Annotated in this window: 14 protein-coding genes; 9 read left to right on the top strand and 5 right to left on the bottom strand. The window is 60.6% G+C overall.

Translation table 11 applies throughout. The features are described 5' to 3' along the window. The first annotated feature begins 68 nt into the window (after positions 1–68). Positions 69–1,013: a DMT family transporter gene (locus GF108_RS13975; protein WP_153668459.1), complete on the top strand. Its 945-nt coding sequence runs from the start codon at positions 69–71 to the stop codon at positions 1,011–1,013. Here GF108_RS13975 and GF108_RS13970 read toward each other — a convergent pair. Further along, complete coding sequence (locus GF108_RS13970; protein WP_027233393.1) at positions 942–1,292, bottom strand: DMT family protein; 351 nt, start codon at positions 1,290–1,292, stop codon at positions 942–944. The genes GF108_RS13975 and GF108_RS13970 overlap by 72 nt on opposite strands. A 193-nt stretch (positions 1,293–1,485) precedes the next feature. Here GF108_RS13970 and GF108_RS22720 point away from each other — a divergent pair, with 193 nt between their 5' ends. Continuing rightward, on the top strand, positions 1,486–2,526 hold the full coding sequence (locus tag GF108_RS22720) for an extensin family protein (RefSeq protein ID WP_153668458.1): 1,041 nt from the start codon (positions 1,486–1,488) through the stop codon (positions 2,524–2,526). On the opposite strand, the gene GF108_RS13960 is transcribed toward GF108_RS22720, so the two are convergent. Beyond that, positions 2,527–3,714: a low temperature requirement protein A gene (locus tag GF108_RS13960; RefSeq protein WP_370462167.1), complete on the bottom strand. Its 1,188-nt coding sequence runs from the start codon at positions 3,712–3,714 to the stop codon at positions 2,527–2,529. 175 nt (positions 3,715–3,889) lie between these two features. On the opposite strand from GF108_RS13960, the gene GF108_RS13955 reads away from it, so the two are divergent. Next, positions 3,890–4,312, top strand: coding sequence for a VOC family protein (locus GF108_RS13955; RefSeq protein WP_153668457.1), 423 nt, complete (start codon positions 3,890–3,892; stop codon positions 4,310–4,312). A 4-nt stretch (positions 4,313–4,316) separates the two neighbouring features. On the opposite strand, the gene GF108_RS13950 is transcribed toward GF108_RS13955, so the two are convergent. Beyond that, positions 4,317–4,694 (bottom strand): acyl-CoA thioesterase, encoded by a 378-nt coding sequence (locus GF108_RS13950; RefSeq protein ID WP_036815387.1) that lies wholly within the window; start codon positions 4,692–4,694, stop codon positions 4,317–4,319. 187 nt (positions 4,695–4,881) lie between these two features. On the opposite strand from GF108_RS13950, the gene GF108_RS13945 reads away from it, so the two are divergent. From GF108_RS13945 to uvrB, 3 genes are all read left to right on the top strand, one after another. Further along, positions 4,882–6,078: a mandelate racemase/muconate lactonizing enzyme family protein gene (locus GF108_RS13945; RefSeq protein ID WP_153668456.1), complete on the top strand. Its 1,197-nt coding sequence runs from the start codon at positions 4,882–4,884 to the stop codon at positions 6,076–6,078. A gap of 198 nt (positions 6,079–6,276) precedes the next feature. Beyond that, complete coding sequence (locus GF108_RS13940) at positions 6,277–6,534, top strand: SemiSWEET family sugar transporter (RefSeq protein ID WP_027233399.1); 258 nt, start codon at positions 6,277–6,279, stop codon at positions 6,532–6,534. 113 nt (positions 6,535–6,647) lie between these two features. Further along, a complete protein-coding gene (gene uvrB / locus GF108_RS13935) occupies positions 6,648–9,458 on the top strand; it encodes an excinuclease ABC subunit UvrB (protein ID WP_153668455.1) in 2,811 nt (936 codons plus the stop codon). Between the two features lie 27 nt (positions 9,459–9,485). On the opposite strand, the gene GF108_RS13930 is transcribed toward uvrB, so the two are convergent. After that, entirely contained in the window at positions 9,486–10,058 is a 573-nt protein-coding gene (locus tag GF108_RS13930; protein WP_153668454.1) for a TetR/AcrR family transcriptional regulator, read from the bottom strand. A 116-nt stretch (positions 10,059–10,174) separates the two neighbouring features. On the opposite strand from GF108_RS13930, the gene GF108_RS13925 reads away from it, so the two are divergent. From GF108_RS13925 to GF108_RS13915, 3 genes are all read left to right on the top strand, one after another. After that, positions 10,175–11,218: an aldo/keto reductase gene (locus GF108_RS13925; protein WP_153668453.1), complete on the top strand. Its 1,044-nt coding sequence runs from the start codon at positions 10,175–10,177 to the stop codon at positions 11,216–11,218. A gap of 34 nt (positions 11,219–11,252) precedes the next feature. Further along, positions 11,253–12,557: an MFS transporter gene (locus GF108_RS13920; RefSeq protein ID WP_153668452.1), complete on the top strand. Its 1,305-nt coding sequence runs from the start codon at positions 11,253–11,255 to the stop codon at positions 12,555–12,557. 125 nt (positions 12,558–12,682) lie between these two features. Continuing rightward, a complete protein-coding gene (locus GF108_RS13915; protein ID WP_153668451.1) occupies positions 12,683–14,200 on the top strand; it encodes an ATP-binding protein in 1,518 nt (505 codons plus the stop codon). Here the strand turns inward: GF108_RS13915 and GF108_RS13910 are convergent, their stop codons facing one another. Next, the gene (locus tag GF108_RS13910) at positions 14,201–14,926 is read right to left on the bottom strand and encodes an HAD family hydrolase (protein WP_246663955.1); all 726 of its coding nucleotides are present in this window, start codon (positions 14,924–14,926) and stop codon (positions 14,201–14,203) included. Position 14,927: the final 1 nt, after the last annotated feature.

Here is a 14,927-nt window from a genome sequence, read left to right as displayed (position 1 = left end):
CGGTTGCAGCAGTTAGAGCAATTGCGGCTGCGGAACCTGATGTAACCGCACCAACTTGTGGGATCGTCATGACGCATGGCCGCGCCAATATTCTGCTGCTTCTTGCCGGAGCGATCTGGGGCTTCGGCTTCGTTGCCCAGTCGACGGCCATGGCCAGCGTCAAGCCGTTCATGTTTGTCGCCATCCGCTTTTTTCTTGCGGCGCTGACCGTCCTGCCTCTCGCGATTCGCGAGGCAAAAAACGCGCGCCAGGTACTGAAGCAGCGCGATTATCTCGGCTTTGTCTTCATCGGCCTCCTGCTCTTTTCCGGCGCAGCCCTGCAGCAGGTTGGCATGCTCACATCGTCGGTCACCAATGCCGGGTTCCTGACCGGGCTTTACGTCGTCATGGTGCCGATCCTCGGCGTATTCCTGTTTTGGCAATGGCCGCATCCGGTCGTCTGGCCCTGCGCCATGACAGCGCTTGCCGGAATCTACCTTCTTTCCGGGGGCCGGCTCGATGGTCTGACCGTTGGAGACTGGCTTATCGTGGGATGTGCGGTTTTCTGGGCACTGCAGATCATCTTCATCAATCGCATCGGCGTTCAGAGCGGGCGCCCGATCATGCTGTGCCTCGTGCAGTATCTGGTTTGCGGCATCCTCGGCCTGCTGGTCTCGATGACAAGCGAGCGGACCGAACTGTTTTCGATCCTCGCGGCCGGTCCGGAACTCATTTTTGCGGGTGTCCTGTCGTCGGGCGTTGGCTTCACCCTGCAGGCCGTCGGCCAGCGTTTCACAACGGCGCCGCAGGCCGCCATCATGCTTTCGTCCGAAGCCCTTTTCGCCGCGATCTTCGGCATGATTCTGCTCGGCGAGCGCCTGACGCTTCAGGGCCTTGTCGGGTGCGCCCTCATTTTTTCGGCAATGATCGCTGTCGAACTCATCCCGATGCTGCGCAACAAGTCACGCCTTGAAAATCAAGGTCGCACCGCCGGCAATCAGGGCAAATCCGGCCACGTGCTGCCAGGTGAATGATTCCTTGAGATAAAACACCGAAAACAGGCTGAAGACGACGAGCGTGATGACCTCCTGCATCGTCTTCAGTTCAGCGGTCGAATAGACCGTGTGGCCGATGCGATTGGCGGGAATGGCCAGCCAATATTCCATCAGCGCAATGCCCCAGCTGATGAAAACCACCTTCGCCAATGGCGCTGACGGAAACTTGAGGTGACCGTACCAGGCGAAGGTCATGAAAACATTGGAAGCAATAAGCAGGAAAATGGGCGCAATGGATGGCGATAGAAAATTCGGCATGATCGCTCTTTCAGGAAGCTAGGGCGTTGGCTACGGCAGGCTAAATGCACCGGCAATTGCAGCAAAATCAAGCCATTTGCGGGCCCGGCAAGTTTCGATCCCAAATGTTAAGAAGCCGCTGACCTTTCCTTTACGATTTGCCTCTACTTTCACCCGTTGCTGCGCCTCGATTCAGGCAATGGGATGTGGTGACATGAGTTGTGCGTTGTCGTCCGCTGTGCGCTTGAAGCGCTTATCCACGATACTGCTCCTGTCTGTGTCGACGACCCTCAGTGGCTGTGGCATGGACGAGGTGCGCCGTCCCATGGCCGACGTCGGCAGCGGTTCGGATACCGCCATTGCCAGTAGGTCGCTTGCCAGCGAGGAAAATCAGGTCGCTGTCGAAACGCAAACGCTGCCGAGCTCCGGGATGGACCAAATGGCCGGGCCACCCCCCGACGTCATTTCTGTGCCCGACACCAGCCAGGCGGCAAGCGAACCGATGGAGCCGGCGACGCCGACCTTGCAGCCGCCCGAAGCAGCGCCGGAAATTCCGCGGCTTGGCGAGACCAAGCCCTATTCCCTGCCGGAAATGGAACCCCCATCGGACGATGACAAGAGCTATGGGTATCTGAAAAATTACAGCTATCCCAATGCGATACACGATCCTATCGCGCGCGGCGAAAGCGTTCTCGGCATGTCCGGCGGCGAGATGGCCTGCCGCACCGAACTCAAGAAGCTTGGCGTGGTGTTTCAGGAAAAGCCGCCAATCAACGATGGCGGCGCTTGTCGCATCGACCATCCGCTCGCGGTCAGCGGCTTTGCCAGCGGCAATATAAAGTTAAAGCCGACGGCTACCCTGAATTGCCAGATGACGCTTGCATTCGCTCGCTGGGTCAAGGGCGACCTCTCGCCCTCGACGCGGCTTCGCTACCTTTCGGGCATCAACACCATACACCAGGCGTCGAGCTATTCCTGCCGCACCATGAGCAGCCAGCGCGGCCGGCCCATGTCCGAGCACGCCAGGGGCAATGCGCTCGACATTGCGAAAATCACGCTCAACAACGGCCGCGAAATCGAGGTCGAAAGGCGGGGGCTCTTCTCGTTCCGCCAGCGTGGTCTTCTCAACACCGTTCGTTCGGATGCTTGCGACTATTTCACCACGGTGCTCGGACCCGGCTACGACCGTTTTCACAGCACGCATTTCCATTTCGACCTGATGCAGCGGCGCAGCGGCCACCGCGCCTGCCGCTGATCAGTGCGGATTTAACTGCCGCTGCTTGTAGCTCCGATATTCCCAGACCGTGACGACGATTAGGATGGCGCTGGTCGCGGCGCCGATCGCCAGCGGTGAAAGTGCCGGGCAAATGACCGCCAATCCGGCACACAGCACGAGCCCCACGAGATGGGATAGCGGCACCCGGCCATTGACGTAGCGCTTGAAGAGAAGATTGCCGACAAGATAAAGCGCCGTGCCGCCGACCGACGTCCAGATCATGGCAGCTTCCGCATGGCCGAGCGGATGATCCAGTACCAACTCGTCCGACACGGCGACGACGATGATGCCAGCGACCAGCAAGACGTGGACATAGGTATAGGCGATGCGGGCGATTCTCCCCGGATCGTCGGTCTCTGCAATCTTATGATGCGCCGCCGACTGGCCGAGATTGAAATAGATGAGATACATGGCAACGGACGCGACGAAAGTCGTCAAGAACGCCGCCAGCGAAACCAGGCTCCATTCTTGCTCCGAAAAGGTGGCGCCGGATACGAGGATGGATTCGCCGAGTGCAATGATGATGAAAAGGGCAGCCCTTTCGGCCATATGGTCGCCGCTGACATTCCAGTCCGTGGTGATTGAGGCGCCAAGCCGGGGCGCCCAAAATCCCACGGCCGGCCCAAGGATCTCAATTGCCAGCGCCGCTGCCCACAGCGGTAGACGATATTCCTGCATGGCCAGGCCACCGGCCAGCCAGAAGATCGCCGAAATACTGAGCCACACGGCAATGCGCTGGAAGTTGCGGAAGTTGGCGTCGTCGTGATGCCGCACGGCCCACAGCATGAACAGCGTGCGTCCAAGTTGCATCGAGACATAGGCGAGCGCAAAGACGATGCCGCGCCCGGCAAAGGCGGCGGGGATCGAGGTGGAGAGCACAAGCCCGGCGAGCATCAGCGCGAACAGCATCGTGCGGACTGGCGCGGTCGCGGGGTCAAGCCAGTTGGTCACCCACATCGTATAGACCCATACCCACCACACGGCGGTGAGCAGCAGCGCGCTTTCGGCAAGGCCCTTGAGGCTCAGATCATGCAGGAGGAAATGCGATATCTGCGTAATGGCGAATACAAAGACGAGGTCGAAGAAGAGTTCGACAAAATCGACCTTCGCACTATCAGCAGCATCCCGCTGACGGGAATAGTCCCGAATTGCCCCAAAGAATGCCACGCCCATCTCCCAAATCATTGGCCTGCCCGTAAGATGAAGCGGTTCCAGCCAAAAATGAAATGGTTTTTGCCGCAGCCAGAACCTGAATGCGCGCTTCACACTCCTGACAATTTGGGGTTGCGCTCGCGCGCCGCTTTCCCACTTTTAGATGATCAAACAACTCCGGGAGGAACCCATGCGCTTCGTTGACCGCTATCCAATCATCGTCACAGACCGCAAGGAGGCCTGCCGCGACTTCTGGATCGAGCATCTTGGCTTTGTCAGCGCATTCGACAGCACCTGGTTCTCTTACCTCATGGCCGAAGATCAATCGGCCAGTATCGCTTTCATGACGCCGGACCACCCGTCCGCCCCGCCCGGCCCGGAAAAGTTCAGCGGAGCCGGCATGTGTTTCGAACTCCAGGTGGAGGATGCAGGGGAAGCCTTCGACAAGATCGCATCCACCGGCCTCAAGATCGAATACCCGCTGACCGACGAGCCGTTTGGCCAGCGCCGCTTCGGCTTTCATGATCCATCGGGCCTCTGGATCGACGTTGTCGAGCAAATCGAATCGGCAGCTGGATTTTGGGATCGCTACATGATCGGCAGCCAGAGCTGATCGGTCAGATTTCCTTCGGAACCGGGGTGGGCTTGCCGTCCTTGTCCAGCGCAACCATGATGAAGTCGGCGTGGGTGACGAGTTCCATCAGATCGGACAGGTAACGTTGCGCCCAGGCCTCGACCTTCAGCGTGATCGAGGTGCGCCCGACATGGGCGATATGGGTGTAGATGCACAGCGTATCGCCGATCTTGACCGGTTTTGCGAAGGCCATTTCCTTGACGGCAGCCGTCACCACGCGTCCCCGCGCCCGTTCCGCGGCCCGAATGCCGCAGGACAAATCCATCTGCGCCATGACCCAGCCACCGAAAATGTCCCCGGCCGCGTTGGCGTCCGCCGGCATCGCCAGCGTGCGCAGGGTGAGTTCGCCGATAGGCTTCATCTCTTCGGTCAATTGCCGTCTCCGTCAATGAATTGCGTTGCCGCCATGATGGGGTGCGGCCGCAAGATTGAAAAGGGGCCTTCGCCCGCAACTGTCAGAAACCCGACATTGCGGGTCGTTGACCGGTATCGGTTTCGTATCGCCGCTGGCTTAGTCTGGCAATACAGCGAACGTACCGGAGGAGAACATGAAAATAACCGATGTCAGGACCTTCGTGGTCGGCAATCCGCCGCCCTCGTTCGGCGGCACATGGTTCCTCTTCGTCAAGTTGACGACCGACTCGGGCGTTGTCGGCTATGGCGAGGCCTATAATTCCACGGTCAGTCCGCAGATTATGCGCAAGGTCATCGAGGACGTCGCCGAGCGCTGGCTCATAGGCGAAGACCCGCACCACATCGAACGATTTTTCCGCCGCGCCTATTCGAGCGGCTTCACCCAACGTCCTGACGTGACGGTCATGGGAGCCGTCTCGGCGCTGGAGATGGCCTGCTGGGACATCATCGGCAAGGAAGCCGACAAGCCGGTCTATGAACTGCTTGGCGGCAAGGTGCACGAGCGGCTGCGCAGCTATACTTACATCTATCCCAAGCCCGAACTCGGCGAGACTTCCGCCATCTACTGGAACGCGGAAGCGTCAGCGGAGCGGGCCGCCGAATATGTGGCGGAAGGCTATACCGCGGTGAAGTTCGACCCCGTTGCCCCCTATACCTCGTTCGATCCGCGCCAGCTTTCGCTGGAACAACTCGATCTCGGCGAGAAATTCGTTCGCCTCGTGCGTGAAGCCGTCGGCAGCAAGGCCGACCTTCTGTTCGGCACCCATGGCCAGATGACGCAGACCAGCGCGGTGCGGCTGGCCAGGCGGCTCGAACCCTATGATCCGCTATGGCTGGAGGAACCGGTACCACCTGATATGCCGGAGAACATGGGGTATGTGCAGCAGCACACCTCGATCCCGGTGGCGGCGGGCGAACGCCTGACGACGAAGTACGAATTCCAGCGCCTTCTTGTCAATCGTGCCGCAAATATACTGCAGATGAATCTCGGCCGCGTCGGCGGCATTCTCGAAGCCAAGAAGATCGCAGGCATGGCGGAGACATTCCATGCGCAGATCGCACCACACCTTTATTGCGGCCCCCTCGTCGGAGCCGCCAACATCCAGATCTCCACCTGCAGCCCGAACTTCCTGATCCTTGAATGTATCCAGGGCTTCGGAGGGTTCCACGCCGATATCCTGAAAAAGCCGATCAAATGGGAGGATGGCTACGTCATTCCGTCTTCGGAACCCGGCCTCGGCGTCGAACTTAACGAGGACGTCGCCGCCGCGCACGCCTATGACGGCCATGATCTGCATCTCGGCATGGGACGCGATCCGCTGATCGTATGACCTGATGGACCTATCGATCTGGGCTCTAAGGCCGGTCGCGATCCCGCCTCGGCGCGCTCAGCCATAGCCGTCAAAGCTGCCTTCCCGCGTTCCACGAAAATAATTGTCGCATGTAAAGCTTGATGCCATTATTCCGCTGTATTTCAAGGAAAAATCAGCTCATATATTAATCGCATTTTTCTTCGAAAGACCCGATCCGTGCCGCTCCATATCGAACTTGTCGGTAGCCTTGCTGCCGTGATCACCACGCTGTGCTGGATCCCGCAGATCATCAAGATCATGCGGCACCGCGAAACGGCCAGCATTTCCCTTGTTTCCAACGCTTCGCTGATGCTCGGCGTTTTCCTGTGGCTGATCTACGGCATGATGATCGGCTCATGGCCGGTGATTATGGCCAACGGCGTCACTTTCCTGCTCATTCTCGCCATTCTCGGCCTGAAAATCCGTTACGGCTGAATTCCAGCAACCGGCCTGACTTGGCCGCCCTCCTGACAACCTGTTGTCAGGAGCCTGTCAGTTTTTGCCGGGCCGCTCTTTCCATTTTGCCTGACTCTTACCATATTCGACGAATGGCTAAATCTCCTGACAAGTACAATGTAACAGGTTTCGGCGAAGCGCCCCAACCCGAGCTGGAAGGCACGCCGCTTTCCGGCTCGATCAGCGATTGGGCGAACCAGATCACCGAAGCTTCGGCCAAAGCCAAGCCAGCGAAGGACAAGGCAAAGCAGGGCGCCAAGACGCAATCCAGCGCGTCGCGGACATCGCGCGGGACATCGATTGGCGGATCGACCGACCCGAAAACGCGCGCGGCCGCCGGTCTCAATCCCGTTGCAGGCCTCGATATCGGGCTCGAAGATGCTGGAAGTATCGCACCGGGCGGAGCCACGGCAACGGTCGCAGCGCTGGCGGCGCTCATCGAGAGTGGCAATCCGCTCTTCAAGAACGGAGCCGCATGGCAGCCGCACCGACCGGCCCGCCCGGAGAAATCCGAGGGCGGCATCCAGATCAGCATGGAGACCGGTTTCCAGCCATCCGGCGACCAGCCGACGGCAATCCAGGATCTTGTCTCCGGCATCAAGGATGATGACCGCACCCAGGTCCTGCTCGGCGTTACGGGTTCCGGCAAGACCTTCACCATGGCCAAGGTGATTGAGCAGACCCAGCGTCCGGCGCTCATTCTCGCGCCAAACAAGACATTGGCCGCGCAGCTTTACGGCGAGTTCAAATCCTTTTTTCCAAACAATGCGGTAGAGTATTTCGTTTCATATTACGATTACTACCAGCCGGAAGCCTACGTTCCACGCTCGGACACCTATATCGAGAAGGAATCCTCGATCAACGAGCAGATCGACCGGATGCGCCACTCGGCAACCCGTTCGCTGCTCGAGCGTGACGACGTCATCATCGTCGCTTCCGTCTCCTGCATCTACGGTATCGGCTCGGTCGAAACCTATACGGCGATGACCTTCGAGATGAAGATCGGCGACCGCCTCGACCAGCGCGCCCTGCTCGCCGATCTCGTGGCGCAGCAATACAAGCGACGCGACATGGACTTCACGCGTGGCTCGTTCCGCGTGCGCGGCGACACGATCGAACTCTTCCCGGCCCACCTTGAGGATCGCGCCTGGCGCATTTCCATGTTCGGCGACGAGATCGAGGCAATTACCGAATTTGATCCGCTGACCGGGCAGAAGACGGGCGATTTGCGTTCGGTAAAGATCTACGCCAACTCGCACTATGTGACGCCGCGCCCTACGCTGAACCAGGCGATCCGGTCGATCAAGGAAGAGCTCAAGCATCGGCTTGTGGAACTCAACGCCGCTGGACGCCTGCTCGAAGCGCAGCGCCTCGAACAGCGCTGCACCTTCGATCTGGAAATGCTGGAGGCCACTGGCTCTTGCGCCGGCATCGAGAACTATTCGCGCTATCTGACCGGCCGCAAGCCCGGCGAACCGCCGCCGACGCTGTTCGAGTATATTCCCGACAATGCGCTGGTGTTCATCGACGAGAGCCACGTTACGGTTCCGCAGATCGGCGCCATGTACAAGGGCGACTTCCGCCGCAAGGCGACCCTCGCCGAATATGGCTTCCGCCTCCCCTCGTGCATGGACAACCGTCCGCTGCGCTTCGAGGAGTGGGACGCCATGCGCCCGCAGACCGTTGCGGTCTCGGCCACACCGAGCAACTGGGAGATGGAAGAGTCCGGCGGCGTCTTTGCCGAACAGGTCATCCGGCCAACCGGCCTGATCGATCCGCCTGTCGAGGTGCGCCCGGCGAAGAGCCAGGTCGATGATGTGCTCGGCGAAATTCGCGAGACGACCGCCAAGGGTTACCGCACCCTCGTTACGGTTCTCACCAAGCGCATGGCCGAGGATTTGACCGAATATCTGCATGAGCAGGGTGTGCGGGTGCGCTACATGCACTCGGATATCGACACGCTCGAACGCATTGAAATCCTGCGTGACCTGCGGCTCGGCGCCTTCGACGTTCTCGTCGGCATCAACCTTCTGCGTGAGGGTCTCGACATTCCCGAGTGCGGTTTCGTCGCCATTCTCGATGCCGATAAGGAAGGGTTCCTGCGCTCCGAAACCTCGCTGATCCAGACGATCGGCCGTGCCGCCCGCAATGTCGACGGCAAGGTCATCCTCTATGCGGACCACGTGACAGGCTCCATGGAGCGGGCGATGGCGGAAACCAACCGCCGCCGCGAGAAGCAGGAGGCCTATAACGCCGAGCACGGCATCACGCCCGCCAGCGTCAAGAAAAACATCGCCGATATTCTCAACAGTGTTTACGAACGTGACCACGTACGGGCTGACATTTCCGGCTTTGCCGAGTCCGGCGCCATGATCGGCAACAATCTGAAGTCGCATCTCGAGCATCTCGAACGGCAGATGCGCGAAGCGGCCGACGACCTCGACTTCGAAGTGGCGGCACGGCTGCGCGACGAGATCAAGCGCCTGCGCGAGACGGAACTTGCGATCGCGGACGACCCGATGGCGCGCGAGGTGGAACTGGAAAGTCCGGCCACGGGACGCACCAAGGGACGGCACAATGCCGGGCGGGCGATGCACCGCGTCGTCACCGACGATCAGGACCAGGACTCACAGCTGTTCCGCAAGCCGCATCTCGACGAGATGGGCGGCGACACGACGCGCCCGCTCGGCGTCTTCCGCAAGAATACGCTCGACGAGATGACGGTCGGTCGAACGGAAAAGCCAGTCGTCGGTTCAGTGCCGCAAAAGCCCGCTTTTACCGGCACGAACAGGAACGACCACGAGATCGTACGGCGTGAACGTTCGGGCGTCGGGTCTTACGAAGATGCAGGCGATGCGCGCAAGAAGCGGCGGCCCGGCAAGACCGGCCGGCCCGGGCGGTAATCAGGCAGCGCAGTGACTGCTGATTGATTAGTCCCGTTTGCCGAAAGCCGCCTGCCCTGCCGCAAGGATTTCGTCGGCAAATGCCGGATCATCGACGGCGCGCGAAAGAACCAGCGTGCCGACGAGACCCGCCATGGTGGCAAGCGCTTTCTCGCGTTTCGCCTGTGCGGATACGCCCGGGATGATCTTCGCCAGAATATCCAGCAGGGCACGCGTTCCATGCGTAAAGCGCTCGCGGACGCGTCCGCTCTGCCGCGCGATGTCGGGAGCAAGCGCCGCCATGGTGCAACCCGTTGCCCGGTGATCGCGATGCTCCTTTAGGAGATAGGCATTGGTGAGGGCTGCGAACGCCTCTTCGGGCGACCGATCCGCCAGTTTGCCCCACTTTTCCGCCGATTGGTCCATGGAAGCCGCACAGGCTTCGGCGATCAAATCGTCCTTTGAGGCGAAGTGGCCATAGAAGCCGCCATGGGTGAGGCCAGCACTTTTCATAAGATCCGCGACGCCGATGCCATCGAAGCCCTTGTCGCGAAATTCGCGGCTCGCAACTTCGATGATGCGGTCCCGATTCTTGGCAGCCTGTTCCTTGCTCACACGCATGACACCATCCTCACGAAAATTCCTTATTGACATTTTATATGATGAACGTCATTTATAGTCAATCATTATGATCATCATTTAAATGCGGCTGCGATACGCCCGCACAGGAGCAGTTCATGCGCTACAAGCTTTTCGGCAACCATACGGGCCTGCGGGTTTCGGAATTTGCGCTCGGTACCGGCAATTTCGGTACCGGCTGGGGTTACGGCTCCACTCCCGACGTCGCCAAGCAGATATTCGACGCCTATGCTGAATCGGGCGGCAATTTCATCGATACTGCAGACAGCTATCAGTTCGGGCAGTCTGAGACTATCCTCTCCGATCTCATCGCGGTAGAGCGCGACAACTTCGTTCTCGCCACCAAATATTCCCACGGCGCGTCTGCGAATGTCGGGCCATCGGTTGTCGGCAATAGCCGCAAATCCATGATCCAGGCAGTGGAAGCAAGCCTGAAGCGGCTGAAGACGGAGCGTATCGACCTGCTTTGGGCCCACATGTCCGATGAGATGACGCCCATTGACGAGATCGTGCGCGGCTTCGAAGACCTCGTTCGCGCCGGAAAGATTGTCTATGCAGGCTTCTCCAATTTCTCCGCCTGGCGGATCGCCAGCGGCGCGACAATCGCCGCGCTGCGCGGCTGGACGCCGATTGTCGGCCTCCAGACCGAATACAGTCTTGTCGAGCGGACTGCCGATCGTGAACTGCTGCCTATGGCGCGCGGTTTCGGGCTTGGCGTCGTCGGCTGGTCGCCGCTCGGCGGCGGACTTCTGACCGGCAAATACCGCAAGGGTGAAGAAGGCCGCGCAACTGGTCTGGGTGTCGTCATTCAGCACGAAGACAGCACACAGCGCACGCTCATCATCGATGAAGTTATTGCAATCGCTGCAGAAATCGGCGTAACGCCGAGCCAGATCGGCATTGCATGGGTCGCCGCCAAGGGCGTCCTGCCGATCATCGGCCCAAAGACGCTCGATCAGTTCCGCGACAATATCGGCGCCGCAGCACTGGTTCTCACTAGTGAACAGGTAGAAAGGCTTGACCGCGTCAGCGCAATTGCATTGGGCGCGCCGCATGGACTGATCGGCAGCGAGCGCACGCGCCAGCGGCTGACCGGCGGCAAGCTCGAAGTTCTCGACCTTTCTTCGGCTCCCCTCATCTGATAGACGCCACACCACATTTGCGAAAGCGCCGACCATGCTCTCCACACCTCTCGCCGCCCTGCTTGCCCGCCGCAATGTTCATTATGGCTGGGTCGTTGTTGCCGTCACCTTCATCACAATGCTGGTCACCGCCGCGGCGGTGGGCGCGCCCGGCGTGCTCATCGTTCCACTTGAAAAGGAGTTCGGCTGGGAAACGGAACAGATCGCGACCGCGTTTTCCATCCGGCTCCTGCTGTTCGGCCTCATGGGGCCGTTCGCTGCTGCTTTCATGAACTATTTCGGCGTCAGGCGTGTCGTCTGCGTCGCGTTGATCCTCATCACGGCCGGGCTGTTTGCTTCGCTGGCGATGACACGGATCTGGGAGCTGGTGCTTCTGTGGGGCGTCGTCGTCGGCTTCGGCACCGGCTTGACCGCCATGGTGCTCGGCGCAACCGTGGCGACTCGCTGGTTTACGGAGCGGCGCGGCCTCGTACTGGGCATGCTGACCGCAAGTTCCGCGACCGGTCAGTTGATCTTCATGCCGCTGATGGCTTCGTTAAGCGAAAACTACGGCTGGCGCACGGCAATCGTGCTGATCTGCGCCATGCTGCTCGTCGCTGTTGTGGGTGTCTTTTTCCTGATGCGCGATCGCCCGTCCGATCTAGGCTTGCCGGCCTATGGCGACAAGCTCGTCGCTACCGCCTTGCCGGTGACCGGCGGCCTCATCTCGCTCATTACTATGCCGCTGCTGGCGCTGAAGGAGGCATCGCGCAGCTCAACCTTCTGGGTGCTGTTCGCCACCTTCTTCGTTTGCGGCGCAAGCACCAATGGCCTCATCGGCACGCATTTCGTGGCGCTGTGCGGCGATTACGGTCTTGCCGCCGTTGGGGCGGCAAGCGTGCTCGCCATGATGGGCTTTTTCGATTTCTTCGGCACAATTGGATCGGGCTGGCTTTCCGATCGGGTCGACAATCGCTGGCTGCTCTTCTGGTACTACGGCCTGCGCGGCTTCTCGCTGCTCTATTTGCCCTATTCGGACTTCTCCTTTTATGGCCTCTCCCTTTTTGCCATGTTCTACGGGCTCGACTGGATCGCCACCGTGCCGCCGACGGTCAAGCTGGCGACCGAGCGTTTCGGCCGGGAAAAGGCAGGCCTGATGTTCGGCTGGATCTTTGCCGGACACCAGCTCGGCGCGGCATCAGCGGCCTATGGCGGCGGCTTTGCCCGCACTGAGTATGCGACCTATGTCCCCGCATTCCTTGTCGCGGGCATCCTGTGCCTCATTGCAGCACTGCTGGTGCTCACATTGAGCAAGCAGAGCAAGGACGATGCCGTCCCGGAACCCGCACCGGCAGGTTGAGCCCCGGGCGACGAAACGAGCTGTGGGTTTCGGTCGAAAACCCTGCATTGAGGACATCGACCGATGCTAAGAGAGTCCGCGCGCCGGTTTGTTGCGCGGAATCACTTGAAGCAACTGGAGCATGGATGAAGGTCGACATCGACATGGGAGCGGCGCCCGCCGGCGCAAGAGCCATGCTCGACCTCGAAGAGCTTCTGGCCACGCGCCTTCTCGTGCAGGGCAATTCCGGTTCCGGCAAATCGCATCTCCTGCGCCGCCTGCTCGAACAGAGCGCGCAATGGGTCCAGCAATGCGTGATCGATCCGGAAGGCGATTTCGTCACTCTTGCCGAGAGATACGGCCATGTCATTGTTGACGGCGCACGCACGGAAAGCGAGCTGACGCGCATTGCAGCACGTATTCGCCAGCACCGCGTTTCAGTGGTCCTCGATCTTGAAGGCCTTGATGTCGAGCAGCAGATGCGCTGCGCGGCGGCCTTTCTCGGCGGCCTCTTCGATGCGGAGCGCGACTACTGGTATCCGATGCTCGTCGTCGTCGACGAAGCCCAGCTTTTCGCTCCGGCAGTCGCCGGCGAAGTGTCGGACGAGGCCCGCAAGCTGTCGCTCGGCGCGATGACCAACCTCATGTGCCGGGGGCGCAAACGCGGCCTTGCCGGCGTTATCGCCACCCAGCGTCTCGCCAAGCTCGCCAAGAATGTTGCTGCCGAAGCCTCCAATTTCCTCATGGGGCGGACGTTCCTCGATATCGACATGGCCCGCGCTTCGGATTTGCTCGGCATGGAGCGACGCCAGGCCGAACAGTTCCGCGACCTCGCCCGCGGTCATTTCGTGGCACTTGGACCCGCCCTCTCGCGAAGGCCCTTGCCGGTTACAATCGGCACGGTCGAGACCTCCGCGCGGTCATCGAGCCCCAAGCTCACGCCGCTGCCGCAGCCCGGTGAGGATGCCCGAGACCTGATCTTCACGCCGGCCCCGGAAGAGCGCAGGACGCCAATCCGGCGTGCGCCCACTCCGCCGCCGACAACGCCGACTGCGGACATTCTGAGCCAGCTCAACCAGGCGGCAAAGGGGGCTGCCCAGCCGGACAACCCTGCCCCGATGCTCTTCCCCGAAATCGACGAGGCGGAGCGCAACGCGTCGATCAGCGCCGTCATGCAGGAAATGCTGGCAGATCCGGACGCCTCATTCCGCACCGATGCCGTCCTTTACCAGGATTTCCTCGTCCGCTGTCGCATTCGCCGCGTGCCTGGCGATGCGTTGACCCTGCCAGAGTTTCGGCGCCGCCTTGCGGTCGCCCGCGCCGGCATCGATGGTGAAACGGCGCAAAGCGAGCCATGGCAGCAGGCGCTCGAACTTTCCAAGACATTGCCGGACGACGTTCAAGGCGTGTTCTTCATTGTCGCGCAGGCGGCGGTTAAAGGCAGCAGTTGCCCGTCCGACGCTACGCTGGCGCGAGCCTATGGTACGCACTCGACCCGACGTGCCCGCCGGCTGCTCACCTATTTCGAGGAACAGGGCCTGATCGTTGTCCGCACCGATTTTACCGGCAATCGCATCGTTGCCTTTCCCGATCTTGGCTGCGAGACCGGCCCCGGCGATCCAAACGGCCCCGAGGAAGCGCCCGAACAAGAGGCCGCAGAGTAGTCAGGTCAAATCGCCCAAGAGCGGCAAGAGTTCGCCGAGATGGTTGATCTGCCGGAAGCGTGGCTCCTCAACGGGCGCATCGACGTGCTCAAGCACCCAGGTGAGTTCGTGCGGCACGAAGACGCCCCAGCTCCCCGCCTCGAGCGCCGGAACCACATCGGATTTCAGCGAATTGCCGATCATCATCGCCCGCTCCGCGCCATCGCCATGACGCCGGAAGATGGTCTCGTAGGCCGCCTTGTCCTTGTTGCTTACGATCTCGACCGCATCGAAAAAGTCGCCAAGCCCCGATTGCGCCAGCTTGCGCTCCTGATCGAACAGGTCGCCCTTGGTGATCAGCACCAGCCGGTAGGCATCCGATAACGCCTCCAGCGTTTGCGTAACGTGCGGTAGCGTCTCAACGGGGTGGCGCAGCATTTCGCGCCCGGCCGCAAGAATATCGGCAATGATCGATGCGGGCACCCGGCCTTCGGTGACCTCCACGGCGGTCTCGACGAGGGACAGGGTGAACCCTTTTATCCCGAAGCCGTACAGGTCGAGATTGCGCTTTTCGACGGCAAGAAGCCGCCCAGAAAGGTCAGGGACGTCGGCATAGGGCGCGAGGAGATCGGCAAAGTGACGTTCTGAACTGCGGAAAAACTGCTCGTTCTGCCACAGCGTGTCATCGGCGTCGAAACCGATCGTGGTAAGAGCGCCAGGGGCAAGCATATCGCGTTCCACTTGCATG

The sequence above is a fragment of the Phyllobacterium sp. SYP-B3895 genome, assembly GCF_009647635.1.
Taxonomy (GTDB): domain Bacteria; phylum Pseudomonadota; class Alphaproteobacteria; order Rhizobiales; family Rhizobiaceae; genus Phyllobacterium; species Phyllobacterium pellucidum.
The sequence above is the reverse complement of the archived record's forward strand: the minus strand, read 5'-3'. Positions and strand labels throughout refer to the sequence as shown.

What these genes read in the sequence shown, in the direction of transcription:
- GF108_RS13975 (WP_153668459.1), top strand. Translation starts at nt 69, where the DNA reads ATGACGCATGGCCGCGCCAATATTCTGCTGCTTCTTGCCGGAGCGATC.
- GF108_RS13970 (WP_027233393.1), bottom strand. Translation starts at nt 1,292, where the DNA reads ATGCCGAATTTTCTATCGCCATCCATTGCGCCCATTTTCCTGCTTATT.
- GF108_RS22720 (WP_153668458.1), top strand. Translation starts at nt 1,486, where the DNA reads ATGAGTTGTGCGTTGTCGTCCGCTGTGCGCTTGAAGCGCTTATCCACG.
- GF108_RS13955 (WP_153668457.1), top strand. Translation starts at nt 3,890, where the DNA reads ATGCGCTTCGTTGACCGCTATCCAATCATCGTCACAGACCGCAAGGAG.
- GF108_RS13950 (WP_036815387.1), bottom strand. Translation starts at nt 4,694, where the DNA reads ATGAAGCCTATCGGCGAACTCACCCTGCGCACGCTGGCGATGCCGGCG.
- GF108_RS13945 (WP_153668456.1), top strand. Translation starts at nt 4,882, where the DNA reads ATGAAAATAACCGATGTCAGGACCTTCGTGGTCGGCAATCCGCCGCCC.
- uvrB (WP_153668455.1), top strand. Translation starts at nt 6,648, where the DNA reads ATGGCTAAATCTCCTGACAAGTACAATGTAACAGGTTTCGGCGAAGCG.
- GF108_RS13930 (WP_153668454.1), bottom strand. Translation starts at nt 10,058, where the DNA reads ATGCGTGTGAGCAAGGAACAGGCTGCCAAGAATCGGGACCGCATCATC.
- GF108_RS13925 (WP_153668453.1), top strand. Translation starts at nt 10,175, where the DNA reads ATGCGCTACAAGCTTTTCGGCAACCATACGGGCCTGCGGGTTTCGGAA.
- GF108_RS13920 (WP_153668452.1), top strand. Translation starts at nt 11,253, where the DNA reads ATGCTCTCCACACCTCTCGCCGCCCTGCTTGCCCGCCGCAATGTTCAT.
- GF108_RS13915 (WP_153668451.1), top strand. Translation starts at nt 12,683, where the DNA reads ATGAAGGTCGACATCGACATGGGAGCGGCGCCCGCCGGCGCAAGAGCC.
- GF108_RS13910 (WP_246663955.1), bottom strand. Translation starts at nt 14,926, where the DNA reads ATGCAAGTGGAACGCGATATGCTTGCCCCTGGCGCTCTTACCACGATC.